This is a genomic window from Peribacillus sp. B2I2 (assembly GCF_041261685.1).
Lineage (GTDB): Bacteria > Bacillota > Bacilli > Bacillales > DSM-1321 > Peribacillus.
Window position 1 is genome coordinate 32790 of the sequence record NZ_JBGCCB010000001.1, and the last position, 16989, is coordinate 49778.

At 41.2% G+C, this 16989-nt stretch carries 14 protein-coding genes, 2 tRNA genes and 1 pseudogene; 15 read left to right on the plus strand and 2 right to left on the minus strand.

Annotated features, from left to right (window positions below; translation table 11 throughout):
- Positions 1-111 precede the first annotated feature (111 nt).
- The 12 genes from ABIE66_RS00185 to ABIE66_RS00240 all read left to right on the plus strand — a co-directional run bounded on the left by ABIE66_RS00185 (position 112) and on the right by ABIE66_RS00240 (position 11878).
- Positions 112-750: a 50S ribosomal protein L25/general stress protein Ctc gene (locus ABIE66_RS00185; RefSeq protein WP_370013557.1), complete on the plus strand. Its 639-nt coding sequence runs from the start codon at positions 112-114 to the stop codon at positions 748-750.
- A gap of 260 nt (positions 751-1010) precedes the next feature.
- A complete protein-coding gene (pth, locus tag ABIE66_RS00190) occupies positions 1011-1571 on the plus strand; it encodes an aminoacyl-tRNA hydrolase (RefSeq protein ID WP_370013558.1) in 561 nt (186 codons plus the stop codon).
- A 103-nt stretch (positions 1572-1674) separates the two neighbouring features.
- On the plus strand, positions 1675-1905 hold the full coding sequence (gene fin, locus ABIE66_RS00195; protein ID WP_061440335.1) for an anti-sigma-F factor Fin: 231 nt from the start codon (positions 1675-1677) through the stop codon (positions 1903-1905).
- A gap of 170 nt (positions 1906-2075) precedes the next feature.
- Complete coding sequence (gene mfd / locus ABIE66_RS00200; RefSeq protein WP_370013559.1) at positions 2076-5612, plus strand: transcription-repair coupling factor; 3537 nt, start codon at positions 2076-2078, stop codon at positions 5610-5612.
- Between the two features lie 191 nt (positions 5613-5803).
- Positions 5804-6340 (plus strand): stage V sporulation protein T, encoded by a 537-nt coding sequence (gene spoVT, locus ABIE66_RS00205; protein WP_289314085.1) that lies wholly within the window; start codon positions 5804-5806, stop codon positions 6338-6340.
- A 213-nt stretch (positions 6341-6553) separates the two neighbouring features.
- The gene (locus tag ABIE66_RS00210) at positions 6554-8176 is read left to right on the plus strand and encodes a putative polysaccharide biosynthesis protein (protein WP_370013560.1); all 1623 of its coding nucleotides are present in this window, start codon (positions 6554-6556) and stop codon (positions 8174-8176) included.
- Complete coding sequence (yabN, locus tag ABIE66_RS00215) at positions 8169-9641, plus strand: bifunctional methyltransferase/pyrophosphohydrolase YabN (RefSeq protein ID WP_370013561.1); 1473 nt, start codon at positions 8169-8171, stop codon at positions 9639-9641. Before ABIE66_RS00210 ends, yabN begins: the two co-directional genes overlap by 8 nt.
- Before the next feature lie 23 nt (positions 9642-9664).
- Complete coding sequence (locus tag ABIE66_RS00220; RefSeq protein WP_034316386.1) at positions 9665-9928, plus strand: RNA-binding S4 domain-containing protein; 264 nt, start codon at positions 9665-9667, stop codon at positions 9926-9928.
- 76 nt (positions 9929-10004) lie between these two features.
- Entirely contained in the window at positions 10005-10313 is a 309-nt protein-coding gene (gene yabP / locus ABIE66_RS00225; protein WP_289323303.1) for a sporulation protein YabP, read from the plus strand.
- Complete coding sequence (gene yabQ, locus ABIE66_RS00230) at positions 10310-10942, plus strand: spore cortex biosynthesis protein YabQ (RefSeq protein WP_289323304.1); 633 nt, start codon at positions 10310-10312, stop codon at positions 10940-10942. Before yabP ends, yabQ begins: the two co-directional genes overlap by 4 nt.
- Before the next feature lie 13 nt (positions 10943-10955).
- Complete coding sequence (locus ABIE66_RS00235; RefSeq protein ID WP_289323305.1) at positions 10956-11342, plus strand: FtsB family cell division protein; 387 nt, start codon at positions 10956-10958, stop codon at positions 11340-11342.
- A gap of 80 nt (positions 11343-11422) precedes the next feature.
- Positions 11423-11878 (plus strand): S1 domain-containing RNA-binding protein, encoded by a 456-nt coding sequence (locus ABIE66_RS00240; protein ID WP_289314079.1) that lies wholly within the window; start codon positions 11423-11425, stop codon positions 11876-11878.
- Between the two features lie 197 nt (positions 11879-12075).
- Here ABIE66_RS00240 and ABIE66_RS00245 read toward each other — a convergent pair.
- A tRNA-Glu gene (locus tag ABIE66_RS00245) sits at positions 12076-12147 on the minus strand.
- Between the two features lie 20 nt (positions 12148-12167).
- Positions 12168-12241, minus strand: a tRNA-Met gene (locus ABIE66_RS00250).
- Between the two features lie 326 nt (positions 12242-12567).
- Here ABIE66_RS00250 and spoIIE point away from each other — a divergent pair.
- The 3 genes and pseudogenes from spoIIE (at position 12568) to ABIE66_RS00265 (ending at position 16928) form a co-directional block, all read left to right on the plus strand.
- Positions 12568-15043, plus strand: a pseudogene (spoIIE, locus tag ABIE66_RS00255) (stage II sporulation protein E).
- 183 nt (positions 15044-15226) lie between these two features.
- Positions 15227-15964 carry a VWA domain-containing protein gene (locus ABIE66_RS00260; RefSeq protein WP_353957883.1) on the plus strand — a complete coding sequence of 246 codons (738 nt, stop codon included), beginning with the start codon at positions 15227-15229 and terminating at the stop codon, positions 15962-15964.
- Positions 15930-16928, plus strand: a complete 999-nt coding sequence (locus tag ABIE66_RS00265; RefSeq protein WP_370013562.1) for a protein kinase domain-containing protein — start codon at positions 15930-15932, stop codon at positions 16926-16928. Before ABIE66_RS00260 ends, ABIE66_RS00265 begins: the two co-directional genes overlap by 35 nt.
- The last annotated feature ends 61 nt before the right edge of the window (positions 16929-16989 follow it).

The window sequence follows — 16989 nt, forward strand, 5'->3', positions numbered from 1 at the left end:
GCTTCTTGTGGCAGCCTTCAGATTTTACCTTTCATGTTTAATGATTCGCCATTTAGGGAAATGTTAAATATAGAGAGACTTGTAATTCATATTTAGGAAGGCGGAGGATGTATGAGTAATATATTAGCTGCAAAAGAACGTACGGATTCAAAACACTCTAATTTAAGGAATTTGAGGGAAAGCGGCGAAATCCCTGCGATTGTATATGGCAATAAAAATGACAGTACAGCCATTTCAGTCAATAATATTGAGCTTCAAAAGACAATCAAGGAAATAGGCCGTAATGGTATCATTTCTTTGGACTTGGAAGGAACGAGTTATAAAGTCATGCTCTCTGACTATCAAAAGGATCCTATAAAGAACTCCATTTATCATGCAGACTTTTTAATTGTAGATATGTCCGCTCAATTACAGGCACAAGTTCGCATTAACCTTGTCGGAGTTTGTAAAGGCGTGAAAGACGGTGGGGTCCTTCAGCAGTCTCTTCATGAAGTGACGGTTACGGCTAAACCGAATGACATTCCTGACTCCATCGATGTTGACGTTACCGAACTTCAGGTAGGGGATACAATCTACATATCTGATATCCAAACGAATAAGCAAGTTACGATCGACAACGATGGTGAGGAAGTAGTTGCATCTATTTTGGCTCCTCGTCAGGAAGAGGAAATAAGTACAGGTGAACAGCAAGATGGCGGTATACCTGAAAATGAAGAGGGCAGGGAGACCAAGGCATCACCAGAGTCATGATGCAGGGATTAAACAAGTGAATCGTGATATAATAGGCGTAGCTCTTAATGAGTTACGTCTTTTCAATCTCTGGATGCGTCAATTTAAACAGGGCCATTTTCCGGAACTGATTCCTTTAATTAGGATTTTTTTCTAATTAGTTCTCCGGTCGCTTGCAGGCCAGCTTGAAATTAGGGTACTATTTTTCTAAGGTCAATAAGCTTGGAAAAACTTCGTCCCGACGTAACTCCCTAAATAACCGTAATGACGGAGTGTGAATCATGAAAATTATTGTAGGGTTAGGGAACCCAGGTAAACAATATGAAAAAACTCGGCATAACGTCGGCTTTGAAGTAATAGATGAGTTATCCAGAAAATGGTCAATTTCACTTGATCAAGCAAAACACAAGGGTATCTATGGTGTAGGAATGGTAAAGGGAGAAAAAGTTTTATTGCTTAAACCCTTAACTTACATGAATTTATCAGGAGAATCCATTTCGGCTGTTATGCATTTCTTTAAGGTGGAGATCGCGGATGTGGTCATTATATATGATGACCTTGATTTGCCTCCAGGGAAGCTTCGCCTGCGTCAAAAAGGAAGTGCAGGCGGTCATAATGGGATAAAATCTTCAATAGCCCATTTGGGTACGCAAGAATTCAATCGCATCAGAATAGGCATTGGCCGCCCGATTGGCCGTATTCCAGTACCTGATTATGTATTAGGACGTTTTTCGCCTGAAGAATGGGATCATGTAGGGGCAACGATCGAAAAAAGCGCGGCTTCTTGTGAAGCTTGGATGGAAAAACCATTTATACAGGTCATGAACGAATATAACCAATAAGCAAAGAGTAGATATAAGTAAAGAATAATATCTTCCTGTTTCGCTGAATAAATCCCCTCTAATTGTACATACTAACACTATTACAAAAATAGGGGGTTACGAAATGGCTCTCCATTATCGATGCCGACATTGCGGAACTAAGCTGGGCTCAATCGAGGCACACTCACTGAGTACGGAGCAGTTAGGTTTTAATCAACTTACCGATGAAGAGCGACAAGAGATGATCGTTTATGATTCTGAAGGGGATATGCATGTAAGGGCGATATGTGAAGATTGTCATGAATCGCTGCAAAGGAACCCTGAATTATATGAAAACGATTATATTATTCATTAGCGGGAGAGGGCTTTGGACAAAATCCAAAGCATTTTTCCGTTTGTCTGGTTTATAAAGGCACGTAAAATGAAAAATTGCCGTTAATAAAGAGGGCGCTTGGTTGAATTGGCCAAGTTTAAATACAAGGATTACAAATGGTTTTCGCACGTTAAAGAGAGGGGGGAAAGAAAATGAATGGATTGCAAAACTTGTTCTCCAAACAAGATGATGTTCATTCGTTAATCGCCGGCATTGATGAAGGACTTAAGGAACAAATAGTCTCTGGTCTGACAGGTTCCTCGAGATCACTATTGCTGGCTTCCGTATATGAAAAAACGAATAGGCCGATTTTATTAGTTACCCATAATTTATTGCAAGCACAAAAATTCCATGAGGATTTATCCAGTTTCATTCCCGAGGAAGAATTATATATATATCCCGCCAATGAATTGATTGCGGCCGATTTGAGTGTGGCCAGTCCGGAATTAAGGGCCCAACGAGTAGAGGCATTAAACTTTTGGGCTGAGGGAAAGAAAGGGATTGTCATTGCGCCAATTCCCGGGGTCCGTCGTGTGCTTCCTTCTAAAGATATTTGGAAGAGGCATCAGCTTACGTTTAATTTAGGGGAAGACATCGAGCTCGAACCAACACTGAATAAATTCATTGCTATGGGTTATAACCGGTCTGAAATGGTTGCTTCACCAGGTGAATTCAGTATCCGTGGCGGTATAATCGATATTTATCCGATCACGGAACCTAATCCAATACGAATAGAGTTATTCGATACCGAAATAGATTCAATAAGGACTTTTTCAAGCGAAGATCAGCGATCCATCGAAAAACTCAAGAAAGTGATGATTGGTCCCGTCAGTGAGGCCTTGCTAGAGACAGAGCATATCGAAAGAATCATAACAAGGCTCGAGAGCGGATTAAGTAAAAGCTTGAAGAAACTTAAAGATGAGAAAACAAAGGAACAACTGGTTCAAACGATCAGCTATGAACTAGAACAGCTGAAAATGGGAAATAAACCCGACCAAATCTTTAAATACTTAAGTTTGGCTTATGAAGATCCAGCTAGTTTAATAGATTATTTACCGGTAAACGGTTTGGTTTTCTTAGATGAGATCAGTAGAATCCAGGAAATCAATGATTCATTGGAAAAGGAAGAGGCTGGTTGGTACACTGACCTTTTAAGTCAGGGACAGATTATCCATGACGTAAAATTGGCTCATCCCATGCAGGAATTAATAATGAAATCCAGCAGGCCGTTTATATATCTTTCATTGTTTTTACGGCATGTACCGCATACGAATCCTCAGAATATCCTGAATTTTGCCAGTAAACAAATGCAAAATTTCCATGGACAGATGAATGTGTTCAAAGCTGAACTGGAACGTTGGAAAAAAGGGAAATATACAGTCGTCATACTTGGACAGGATGAAGAACGGGTAAAAAAGCTGCATTCGGTTTTAGCCGATTATGATATAGAGGCCACAGAACTGTTTGATGCGAACAGCATTCTTCCAGGTAAAGTACAGATTTTACGAGGCAGCCTTAATAGCGGCTTTGAATTACCCATGCAGAAATTCAGTATCATTACGGAAACGGAATTGTTTAATAAGAAATCAAAGAAATCGATACGGAGACAGAAACTATCGAATGCGGAGCGAATCAAGAGTTATTCCGAACTGAAGATCGGTGACTATGTCGTTCATGTTAACCATGGTATCGGTAAATATTTGGGTATTGAAACCCTTACGATAAATGGGGTCCATAAAGATTACCTACATATTCGTTATCAAGCGGATGACAAATTGTATGTTCCTGTCGACCAAATAGATCTTGTGCAAAAATATGTCGGTTCTGAAGGGAAAGAACCGAAGCTTTATAAGCTAGGTGGAACGGAATGGAAACGTGTCAAAAGTAAAGTTCAATCATCCGTTGAGAACATTGCTGATGATTTAATCAAGTTATACGCAGAAAGGGAAGCGGCCAAGGGCTATGCCTTTTCACCTGATGGTGATATGCAGAGAGATTTCGAAACATCATTCGCTTATAACGAAACGGAGGATCAATTACGTTCTATAGTCGAAATCAAAAAGGATATGGAACGGGAACGGCCGATGGATCGTTTATTATGCGGAGATGTTGGATATGGAAAGACAGAGGTAGCCATCCGTGCCGCTTTTAAAGCCATAATGGATGGCAAGCAGGTTGCATTTCTTGTTCCGACCACCATCCTCGCCCAGCAGCATTATGAAACACTAAGGGAGCGTTTTCAGGATTATCCCATTTCGATTGGTCATATGAGCCGTTTCCGGACGAAAAAACAGCAAACGGAGACGATTAAAGGATTGAAGGCCGGCACGGTGGATATTGTGGTTGGCACGCACAGGATTTTATCCAAAGATATTGTGTACCGCGATTTGGGATTGCTTATCATTGACGAAGAACAGCGTTTTGGCGTTACACATAAGGAAAAGATCAAACGCTTAAAAACTAATGTGGATGTACTGACTTTGACTGCGACACCGATTCCCAGGACCCTTCATATGTCCATGTTGGGCGTGAGGGATCTGTCCGTCATCGAAACACCGCCTGAGAACCGGTTCCCGATCCAAACTTATGTCATGGAGTATAATGGCTCGTTGGTAACGGAAGCGATAGAACGGGAATTGGCCAGGGATGGTCAGGTTTATTTCCTTTACAATCGGGTAGAGGATATAGCAAGAAAAGCAGAAGAAATTTCCATGCTGGTGCCCGATGCCCGAGTCACCTTTGCTCATGGGCAAATGACAGAGCAAGAGCTGGAAGCGGTTATGTTCGGCTTTTTGGAAGGCGAATATGATGTTTTGGTAAGTACAACCATTATAGAGACGGGTGTTGATATCCCGAATGTCAATACGCTTATAGTGAATGAAGCAGATAGAATGGGACTTTCACAGCTCTATCAGCTACGTGGCCGTGTAGGGCGATCCAATCGGGTTGCATATGCATTCTTTACTTATAGGAAAGATAAAGTGTTGACGGAAGTGGCGGAAAAACGTCTTCAATCCATTAAGGAATTTACAGAGTTGGGTTCAGGATTCAAAATCGCGATGCGTGATTTATCCATCAGGGGAGCTGGAAATATTCTAGGGGCTCAACAACATGGCTTCATCGATTCAGTTGGTTTTGATTTGTACTCACAAATGTTGAAAGAAGCAGTGGACGCGAAACGTAATGACCAGCCAACCGAAGAAAAGAACACCCTTGAAATTGACGTTGAAGTGGATGCTTATATCCCTGATGCCTACATAATGGATGGACATCAGAAAATAGAAATGTATAAAAGGTTCAGAGGCATTACTTCTCTTGAAGAAGTGGAAGAATTACAAGATGAAATGCTCGATCGTTTCGGAGAGTATCCAGAAGAAGTAGCCTATTTATTCATGATTGCCGAAATGAAGGTATATGCTGAAAAGGCTGGAATTGAAAGCATTAAACAATTGAAGCAGGAAATCAGCATTCTCCTCAGGGAAAAGGTAAGCAGCGATGTGGATGGACAAAAGGTGTTTGAGCTGGGGTCAAAGTATGGCCGTATGGTCGGCTTCGGCATGGATGGAAATCGAATGAAGCTAGTCCTGCACATAAAAGGTGTAGAACAAAGCAAATGGCTTAACATACTATTTGAGATGGCCAAGGGTTTACAGCATGTAAAAAAAGAGACTCAAGCCACAAAAAACTGAAGTGAATGATTGTCCTCTTGAAGAAATTGTTTTTAAGATACCATGGTAAAAAAATGCAACAAAAAGAAAAATTTTTTCAAAGTGCATAGAACTTACCATTAGAAAAATACTAAGTACAATAGCTGGTGATGATTTTATGCTACAAAAAGAGGATTTATCAAATCAATTAGATGAAAGTGAGGCAACATTAGATGAAAGCAACTGGTATCGTTCGCCGAATTGATGATTTAGGAAGAGTCGTCATCCCGAAAGAAATTCGAAGGACCCTCCGTATTCGTGAAGGGGATCCTTTGGAAATCTTTGTGGATAGAGATGGAGAAGTAATCCTAAAGAAATACTCTCCTATTAGTGAATTAGGCGATTTTGCAAGAGAATATGCAGAAGCACTTTATGATAGCCTTGGAAATCCAGTTATGATTTGTGACAGGGATACTTACATTGCAGTGGCAGGTGGCTCCAAAAAAGAATACTTAAATAAAAGCGTTAGTGAACTAGTGGAAAAAATCATGGAAGAAAGAAATCCTGTCTTGGAATCTCCGAACGGACAAATTTCTTTCGTTGATTCAAATGATGAAGAAGTCCAATCGTATACTGCAGCTCCGATCATTGCGAGTGGCGACCCGATTGGTGCCGTCCTGATTTTCTCTAAAGAAGGTACACTTGGTGAAGTGGAACAGAAATCGGTTGAAACAGCAGCAAGTTTCCTAGCAAGACAAATGGAACAGTAAGCTTGGACATGCCATTATATTTTTAAAGGTGGAAAGGGCAGCAATCGCTGTCCTTTTTGCTCTTTCTTAAAGGTTAAACGGATTGGGAAGGGCAATAAAGAGAATTCTTTGAGAGGAACATGGAAATTAATTAACAGTATGGTTGCAATTGAAAAATAACCACTTGAATTATGCTATAATAACTACCACATATGAGTGAAAAGGGGAAAAAGAATGGCTGAAAAGCCTAATAAAACATCAAATGAACTTTTGCGAGGTGCGCTAATCCTGAGCGCAGCAGCGATTATCGTAAAAGTTTTGAGCGCGGCCTATCGCATACCTTATCAGAACATTGCGGGTGACATCGGGTTTTATATCTATCAGCAGGTATATCCCTTCTACGGTGTAGCCTTTACATTATCCACACTAGGCTTCCCGGTTGTCATATCCAAACTGATCGCAGAACGGGAGTCTTCTAAAAATAATTTTGAGGTCAAGGACATTTTAGTGACATCATTCGTCGTCTTAAGTTCGATAGGAATCATGATGTTTGCGGCACTGTTCCTGGGCGCTGATTGGATTGCCGGATGGATGAAGGATCCGGATTTAGCCAGTCTGCTGAGAATCATTGCCTATTCCTACTTATTAATGCCGATTTCATCTGTTTTAAGAGGCTATTTTCAAGGAATAAACAACATGTTACCCACGGCAAGTTCGCAGGTCGCTGAACAATGCATCCGTGTATTGACGATACTGGTGCTTTCAACGATATTCGTGTCTCTAGGCTACTCTCCTTATGTGGTCGGTAAGGGCGCCGTCTTCGGTTCGATTACCGGCGGCATAACCGGCCTTGTCCTGCTTATTGCTTTCGTTATTTTAAGAGAAGAATGGAAGCTTTTTTCACAAGTGAAAATCAAACCGGTAAATTTCATCAAAATTTCAAAAGTCCTGGTTTTCCAAGGATTGGCGTTTTGCATAACTGGCTTGATCCTTATCTTGTTTCAGTTTGTCGACTCACTACACCTGTATTCTCTACTAAGGGAAACGGGGATGGGGGAAAGTGAAGCTAAAGAGTGGAAAGGGGTATATGACCGTGGACAGCCTTTGCTTCAGCTAGGGACAGTCGTGGCTAATTCTTTTGCTTTGGCGCTTGTACCTGTAATATCCGGATTCGTTCAGAAGAGGAGTGAACAAGAATTAGTCAATAAGATTAAATTGGCGCTGCGTGTAAGTACGACGATTGGAATCGCTGCTGCGATTGGGCTGATAGTGACGATGAAGCCGGTCAATCATATGCTGTTCACGAATTCCAAAGGGACTATTACTTTAGCGATTTTTTCCTTATCGATTTTATTCACATCCCTCATAATGGCAAAAGCGGCAGTGATTCAAAGTTTAGGCTATTCGTTTGTCCCGGTGATCATTACGATTGTGGGGGTGGGCAGCAAGTGGGCTTTGAACCTTGTTCTTGTTCCCCATTACAAAATTGCGGGAGCAGCCTCTGCAACAGTACTTGCATTTATGATCATGACAGTATTATTTTATACGGTTTTGAGAGTACATATCAAAAAGACATTAATTGAAAAGAAGTACCTGTTAATAATCTTGAAGAGTACGATTTACATGGGTACGGTTGTCGTTTTATTCAATGCCATATTCCAATTGGTGTTTTCAGGTGATAGCCGGATGTTAGCTACGATACAAGCGCTGATCGGTGTGGGGATCGGTGCAGCCGTTTTTGTGATGACCGCAATTCGTGCAGGCTTATTTGGTGAAGAAGAACTTTCACTTATCCCAGCAGGTTCAAAGCTTAAACGATTTATAATAACGAATAGGAGTATACGAAATCATGAATGAGATAACTATAATAGGCCTTGGTGCAGGGGATTTAGATCAGTTACCGCTAGGGATTTACAAAAAATTGACACAAATTGAACAATGCTTCGTCAGAACGATGGATCATCCGGTAATCGGGGACTTGAAAAAAGAAGGAGTCAATTTCACGGCTTTTGACGAGATATATGAAAAGCACGACCAATTTGAAGCGGTATATGAAGAAATATCCGGAACATTATTACAAGAGGCTTTAAACCGCTCCGTTCTATACGCGGTTCCAGGGCATCCCATGGTTGCGGAAAAAACGGTTCAGCTTTTGCTCGAAAAGGGGCCGGCCCTTGGAATAGCCATTAAGCTGGAAGGCGGCCAAAGTTTCCTTGACCCCCTGTTTCAGGCTGTTAGAATCGATCCGATTGAAGGGTTCCAGTTGTTGGATGGTACAGATCTTTCACCCGATGATCTGCACATTACCCAGCATATTATAATCGGACAGGTTTATGACGCATTCAGCGCATCGAATGTGAAGTTGACTTTAATGGAAAAGCTTCCGGATGACTACGAGGTATATATCGTTACAGCGGCAGGCAGCAGTCAGGAAAAAGTGACAAAGTGCGCCCTGTTCGAACTCGACCGTCAGATGGAGTTAAGTAACTTGACGAGTGTTTATGTCCCGCCTGTTAGAGAAGAAGCGTTACAGTATCGGGAGTTTTCCAAGCTGCGGCAAATCATCGCAGAACTTAGAGGTCCAGAAGGATGTCCTTGGGATAAGAAACAAACTCATGAAAGCTTGAAGAAATATCTATTAGAAGAGGCATACGAGCTTATTGATTCCATCGATCAAGAGGACGATGAGGGCATGGTTGGTGAACTCGGAGATGTTCTGCTTCAGGTGATGCTTCATTCACAAATCGGTGAAGATGAGGGCATGTTCACGATAGATGATGTAATTGAAGGCATTACGGCAAAAATGGTTCGACGGCACCCTCATGTATTCGGAAATGTTGAAGTGAATGGCGAGGAAGATGTGTTGGTGAATTGGCAGAAAATCAAAGAAGAAGAAAAGGGGAGCGAACCAAAAGCTATGCATTCCATACTGGATGGTATTGAGAAATCGCTGCCAAACTTACTTCGGGCCGAGGAGTACCAAAAAAGGGCTGCGAAGGTTGGATTTGATTGGGATGAGGTTTCCGAAGCCTGGAAAAAGGTCTTGGAAGAGGTGAAGGAATTAGAAGAGGAAGTATTAACCCCAAACAGGGATGTCGAAAGAATCAAATCGGAACTGGGCGACCTCTTTTTTGCGCTTGTCAACATTTCACGTTATTATGACATACAAGCAGAAGAAGCCGTCTACAAAGCAAACCAGAAATTTCACCAGCGTTTTACATATATAGAAGAGTGCATTCAAAGGGCAGACAAGAAGTTTGAGGACTATACATTGGAAGAACTGGATTCATATTGGGATGAGGCAAAAGCTAAAGGACTTTAATTAAGGGAGAGATTTGAATGTCGATGAGATTAGATAAATTCCTAAAAGTTTCAAGATTGATCAAGCGCCGCACGCTTGCGAAAGAAGTCGCGGATAAAGGAAGAATAACGATTAACGGACAACAGGCAAAGGCAAGTTCGAATGTTAAAGATGGTGATGAGTTGACTGTCCGATTCGGTCAAAAGCTGGTTACGGTACGAGTCGATAAAATTCAAGAAACGACGAAAAAAGAAGCGGCTGCAGACATGTATACCATCGTAAAGGAAGAGAAGCTAGCGGAGGAGTAAAGACAGGCTTGGTTCTAATTCCATTCTTACGGACATACACTTGTACAAAATCAGTGGTACTGTGAGGGATGAAAAAATGAGCCAATATAATGATCCGAATGCTAGTTATACAAAGGGAACGATCCAAGAGCATGATGTAATGATGAAAGGCCGCCGTTTACTTGATATTACCGGTGTCAAACAAGTGGAAAGCTTTGATAATGAAGAGTTTCTGCTCGAAACGGTAATGGGGTTCTTATCCATCAGGGGTCAAAACTTGCAAATGAAGAATTTGGACGTTGATAAAGGCATTGTTTCCATTAAGGGAAAAATTTTCGACCTTGTTTATTTAGATGAGCAATCAGGGGAGAAAGCTAAAGGCTTCTTTGGCAAATTGTTCAAATGACCTTAACGATCCAATTTTATACGTTGCTTGCGATGATAGGCATGGGCAGTGGCTTTGGAGCTGCCCTAGATACGTATAGCCGGTTTCTGAAGCGTTCAGAAAGGAAAAGGTGGATTGTTTTCATCCATGACTTCCTTTTCTGGATCATTCAGGGTCTCCTTATTTTTTATGTTTTGTTTTTAGTGAATGAGGGGGAGTTTCGCCTCTATTTATTTTTGGCCTTATTATGCGGTTTTTCAGCTTATCAAGCACTTTTCAAAGGTTTCTATCAACGGTTTTTGGAGTTTTTGATAATACTGGTGATAAAGTTGGCGAGATTTATAACGAATTCGGTTCACATGCTGATATTTCTTCCGATAAAATGGGTAATAGTATCTTTAATAGCCATCATCATCGGGATGGGAAAGTTCGTTTTAGCATTATTAAAATGGGCGGGGAAAATACTTCTCTTTATATTAAATGTTTTCTGGAGGCCAGTAAAATGGATTCTGACCCATATATGGAATTTATTGCCGGTTTTTGTTACGAAAAACGTCGGGAAGTTTTATAATAAAGGAAAAGGGATTTTATTGAAAATAAAGAATTCTATAATTAGAATGCTAAATAGATGGAGAACTAAAAAGAAATGAGGAGCGATAAAAAATGAGTAGCCTTCGTAAAAGGAAAGTGGCAAAAATAGAAAATCCCTACGTCGCTCAAGAAGAGAAAAAAGTGCAAACCGTAGAAAAAAAGAAGCGTGGTCTAATGCGTAGATTAACTCTATACTCAGTTTTCGCCGCTGTCTTTTTGATTTTGGCTATTTCCACCCTCATAACGCAAAATGTTGCACTGGATGAGAAAGTTCAACAGAAGGAAGAATTGAAGGGAAAGTTAGCTAAATTGGAAAAAGACGAGACCCTTCTTAAAGAAGAAATCGTGAAGCTAAATGACGACGACTATATAGCGAAAATAGCCAGACGTGATTATTTCTTATCTGAAAAAGGTGAAATCATTTTTACCCTTCCAAAAGGGAAGGAAGATAGTGACTAATATTGACACTATTTTTTTACTTTCGTTATAATATAGTGTGAAGAGATTTTTTAACATTTCTAAGGAGGAACATTTTTTTTATGTCAATCGAAGTAGGCAGCAAGTTACAAGGTAAAGTAACAGGCATAACTAATTTTGGTGCATTTGTTGAGCTCCCTCAAGGTTCAACCGGTCTTGTCCATATCAGTGAAGTGGCTGATAACTATGTAAAAGATATCAATGATCATTTAAAAGTGGGCGATACGGTTGAGGTGAAAGTCATCAATGTGAAAGATGGCAAGATTGGCTTGTCCATAAAAAAAGCGATAGACCGACCTGAAAGTGAGCAAAAACCTGCATACACACCACGTCCGCGCCAAGGAAGAGGGAATGACAGCCGTTCCAAAGACTTCCGCTCGAAAAGTAATGGTTTCCAACCCAAGGAAAACTTTGAGCAAAAAATGGCTAAATTCTTAAAAGATAGCGAAGACCGCTTAACGACCCTTAAACGTAGCACCGAAACGAAACGGGGAGGTCGAGGAGGAAGACGCGGATAAAACTGCTGCTGAAAAATAATAGTTTAGCAACTTTCCTGTGAAATTATTCATAGTGTAGATAAAGGCAAGCTTGCCGGCTTGTCTTCTTTTAATTTTATAAGGTTTTACTCATCGAATTGAATTCAACTGCAATAAATAGAAAAAGCGCCTCTGTACACTTACTCGGATAAGTGTGCAGAGGCGCTTTTGGTATTTGATGACCCGTACGGGATTCGAACCCGTGTTACCGCCGTGAAAGGGCGGTGTCTTAACCGCTTGACCAACGGGCCGTGATTTTAATAATAAAGGATAGCGGCAGAGGGGATCGAACCCCCGACCTCACGGGTATGAACCGTACGCTCTAGCCAGCTGAGCTACGCCGCCAAAATGGTATGTGCTACTGAAGCACAAGTTATATCTTACATTCGTGAAGAAAAAATGTCAACAAAAAAATAAAATTTGTCGGTTTCCATTTCCTGATTATTTATTCATGTTATTTTCCGCAAAAATAACCTAAAAACTTTGCTTTTCTTCAAAAATAAAAGAACACCTGTTTCTGTATTGGGAAAAAAGGCACAAAAACCTGTATACAAATGATTGTTCAAGAAGAATTTCGTCGAACGTTTTTCTTATCAGCTTATAAAATTCTGACAAAAAAATAAACAAGCCCTCTATATAATAAAAATCACTAATACGAATGGGGTGTTGAAATGGAAAAAGTAGAAAGACCCATGATGGAACCGCTTGGAGATGTTCAGTTAAAAGAAGCGAAGGCAGGAGCCATCAATTGGATCCAACAACTGCAAATGAAGTCGGAAGACATATTCATAAAGAAAGGTATCTCTTTAGCCATTATCGGTTTTTTATTAGGACGAGCATTAATTCTTTCGCAGCTGGCACCATTTGGACTTCCGTTTTTCGCAGCCGTTTTTCTCATGAGGCGTGACAGGGCTCCACTTGCATTATTCGGATTGATTGCAGGTGGGCTGACCGTTCACTATTCCAATAGTTTAGTCATCTTTGCATCGGCGTTCCTGCTTCTGTTATTTCATAAGATCAAGAAGCCCGCCGTAGAAGGACAATTCAAGACGATGTCGATGTACGTCTTTGCTTCACTATTCCTGGTCAACCTGGCCGAGCAATATCTGGTATTTCGAACGATTCAGCTGTACGACCTGATGATGATAGGAGTAGAGGCGGGACTCGCCATGATCTTAACCTTAATCTTCATACAGTCCATCCCGCTGCTAACCGTACGGACAAAAACCCAATCATTAAAGACGGAGGAAATCGTCAGTATCATCATCTTGCTGGCTTCGGTGATGACCGGAACCATAGGCTGGATGATATACGATTTATCACTCGACCATATATTCTCACGATACTTGGTCCTCCTCTTCGGGCTGGCGGGAGGGGCCGCCATAGGCTCCACTGTAGGTGTAGTTACTGGATTGATATTCAGCTTGGCAAGTATCGCAAGTCTTTATCAAATGAGCCTTCTCGCTTTTTCCGGGCTTTTGGGCGGGTTGTTGAAGGAGGGAAGGAAGATAGGGGTCGCAGCAGGCCTCTTAATCGCTACGACACTGATAGGTTTATATGGTGAGGGCACCAATAATATTATGGTGACCCTTTATGAATCACTTGTAGCGGTGGCTTTATTTATATTAACACCGACATCCATAATCAACAAAATAGCGAAACATATACCGGGAACCGTCGAGAATTCCGATGAACAGCAGCAGTATGCCCGGAAAGTGAGGGATGTTACCGCTCAAAGGGTGGAGCAATTCTCGCATGTATTTGAGGCGCTCTCAAATAGCTTTTCCCAAGTGGATGAAAGGGGGAGATTGGAGGGAAGATGAGAAAGAATTCGACTACTTCTTAAGTAATGTAACGGAAAAGACGTGCCAGCTCTGTTTTAAAAAGGAACAATGCTGGTCCAAGAACTTTAATACAACTTATGAAGGTATGCAGGAAATTATGCTTCAGTTAAGTGAAAATGGTGGGCAACTACCCCAAAAGACTTCGAAAGAATGGGGGAAATATTGTAGTCGCGGACCTCAGGTCATTGGGGCGATATCACAGGAGCTTACTTATTTTGAAGCAAACCAAAAGTTAAAAAGGCAGGTGAAAGAAAGCCGGAAACTGGTTGCGGATCAGCTGCGGGGCGTTTCTGCAGTAATGGATGATTTTGCAAAAGAAATTCAAAGGGAAAGGAAGAATCATCATGTACATGAAGAATCCATTATGGAGGCCATCCAGGATTTTGGCCTGCATATAGGCTATGTTGAAATATACAGTCTAGAACAAGGAAATGTTGATATAGAGATGAGTGTCCCATACTGCCAGGGCAGAGGGGAATGTGAAAAGTTAATAGCACCAATGCTTTCGGACATTTTAGGGGAAACGATAGTCGTTCATTCAGAAGAGTGTGCAACGTATCCAAACGGGCAATGTGAGGTGATATTTAGGTCAGCAAAAAAATTCACGGTCGAAACGGGTGTGGCTCATGCTGCCAAGGGGGGAGGGCTTGTTTCAGGAGATAGTTATACGACCATGGAAATTGGTTGCGGAAAATTCGCAATAGCCATTAGTGATGGCATGGGAAATGGGGAAAGGGCCCATTTTGAGAGTACAGAGACATTGAAGCTGCTTCAAAAATTTTTACAATCGGGAATAGAAGAAAAAATAGCCATTAAATCCGTAAACTCCGTATTATCTCTACGCACTACCGATGAAATTTTTTCAACTCTTGATTTGGCAATGATTGATCTTCAGGACGCAAGGGCTAAGTTTTTAAAAATCTGTTCGATACCGAGTTTCATTAAAAGGGGGGATAGGATAATAAAAATTGAATCGAGTAACCTCCCTATGGGAATTATCCAGGATTTCGATGTTGATGTTGTATCAGAAGAGCTAAAGGCAGGGGATATATTAATCATGATGAGCGATGGAGTATTCGATGGTCCCTCCCATGTCGAAAATATCGAGTTCTGGCTTAAACGAAAAATAAAAGAAATGGAGACAGACGATCCACAGGAAATTTCCGATTTAATATTGGAGGAGGTCATCCGAACAAAAGGGATTATAGATGATGATATGACAGTGGTAACATCCAAAATTAAACACAATACACCGAAATGGGCATCGATTCCCGTTTCTCCAAAACGAAAAAAGGCCCAGTAGGGGGCCGTTTATATATATCAAATAAATAAAACGATAAATGAGGTGATTTATTGGAAGACGGATAAAAGGTAAAAAGATGAACACAAGGCCATGAATGTGACTTGATTGCGTATGTCTTTGGCGTATAAATTCCCCCTTTTTAGTCAATTATGGTAACAGATTGAAAGGAAGGGAGAGCAAAACATGAAAGCAGGAACATTAAGACAGATTTTGCTTATAACCGACGGATGTTCAAATCATGGTGAGGAGCCTTCTGCCATGGCCGAATTAGCAAGGAAGCAAGGTATAACCATCAATGTCATAGGTGTTATGGAAAATGATGTGATAGATGAAAAGGGACTTAAGGAAATCGAGAAGATTGCTGGTTCAGGAGGTGGCGTAAGTCAAATAGTCTATGCACAGCAGTTGTCCCAAACCGTCCAAATGGTGACCCAAAAGGCAATGACTCAAACTATACAGGGAGTTATCAATCGTGAACTTCAACAAATACTTGGAGACTCAAGAACGATGGAAGATCTTCCGCCGGAAAAACGAGGGGAAGTGATGGAGGTGGTTGATGAGCTTGGGGAAACAAGCAAGCTCGAAGTACTGATTCTTGTCGATACCAGTGCAAGCATGAAACATAAACTGCCTACCGTAAAAGATTCTTTATTGGATCTTTCCCTGAGTATGAATGCAAGAATGGGTGACAGCCGTTTTTCCGTATTCGTATTTCCTGGGAAAAGAAATGATGTGGAAAAGTTGTTGGATTGGACCCCGAACCTTGAAGCCTTGACGGCAACTTTTCCTAAGCTTAGTACAGGGGGACTCACTCCGACAGGTCCGGCCATTCGTGAAGCTTTAACATTTTTCAATAAAAAACGTTCATTGAGGGGATTGTTATCACATGATGATGAACAATACTTTGAGGAATCAATGTAAACTCCTGCCTGACAGTTTGGTCACTGGAAAATGGAATAAGAACCAGTACAAAATAATTAAGGAATTGGGGTGTGGAGCGAACGGGATCGTCTATTTGGTTGAAAGAGAAAATCGTCATTATGCTTTAAAGCTCAGTGATAATGGGACGTCCATTATTTCGGAGATGAATATCCTAAAATCCTTTTCAAAGGTCCAGGGGTCTACCCTTGGACCTTCCTTTTTGGAAGCGGATGATTTCATGAAAACAGGAAAGCAGCTCCCTTTTTATGTCATGGAATATATCCATGGACACGATTTTTTGCGTTTCATCGATAAGAAAGGGTCATCGTGGATTGGGGTATTGACGCTTCAGCTTTTAACCAGTTTGGCTTCCTTGCATACTAATGGCTGGGTGTTCGGGGATTTAAAACCTGAGAATTTGATAGTGACTTCACCAGCCTATAAAGTCCGGTGCGTGGATGTAGGCGGAACCACCTTGATTGGGCGATCTGTTAAAGAATTCACCGAGTTCTTCGATAGAGGGTACTGGGGACTTGGATCAAGAAAGGCTGATCCGCAATATGACTTGTTCGCTGTGGCGATGATTATAATCAATTCTGCCTATCCTGGACGTTTCCATAAGAAAGGGGAGGGGTATAGACAGCTTAACGACTTGATTAAGCAGAAAAAGGAATTGCACCCATATAGAAAGATGTTGGATAAAGCACTCCACGGGCAGTATGATTCAGCCCTCCAAATGCGGGAGGATTTGATAACTGTGATAAGTAAGCAAAATAACTTGAAGAAAAAGGGCCAGAGTCAGGCAGCGACAGGTCAGCCATCAACAATCCAACCCTCAACGAGGCAAGCTAGAAGGTCCCAAAACTACTCCAATAAGAAAAGGGGAGGTTTTTTTGAAACTTTTTTGCTGGTTGCCATAATATCGATGCTCTATGTTCTTTACATATATGAACAGTTGTTATGATATAGTTAATTGATGAATGCGTGGAATAGTTGAAACCATTTCATGTTTGAATCGTATAAAC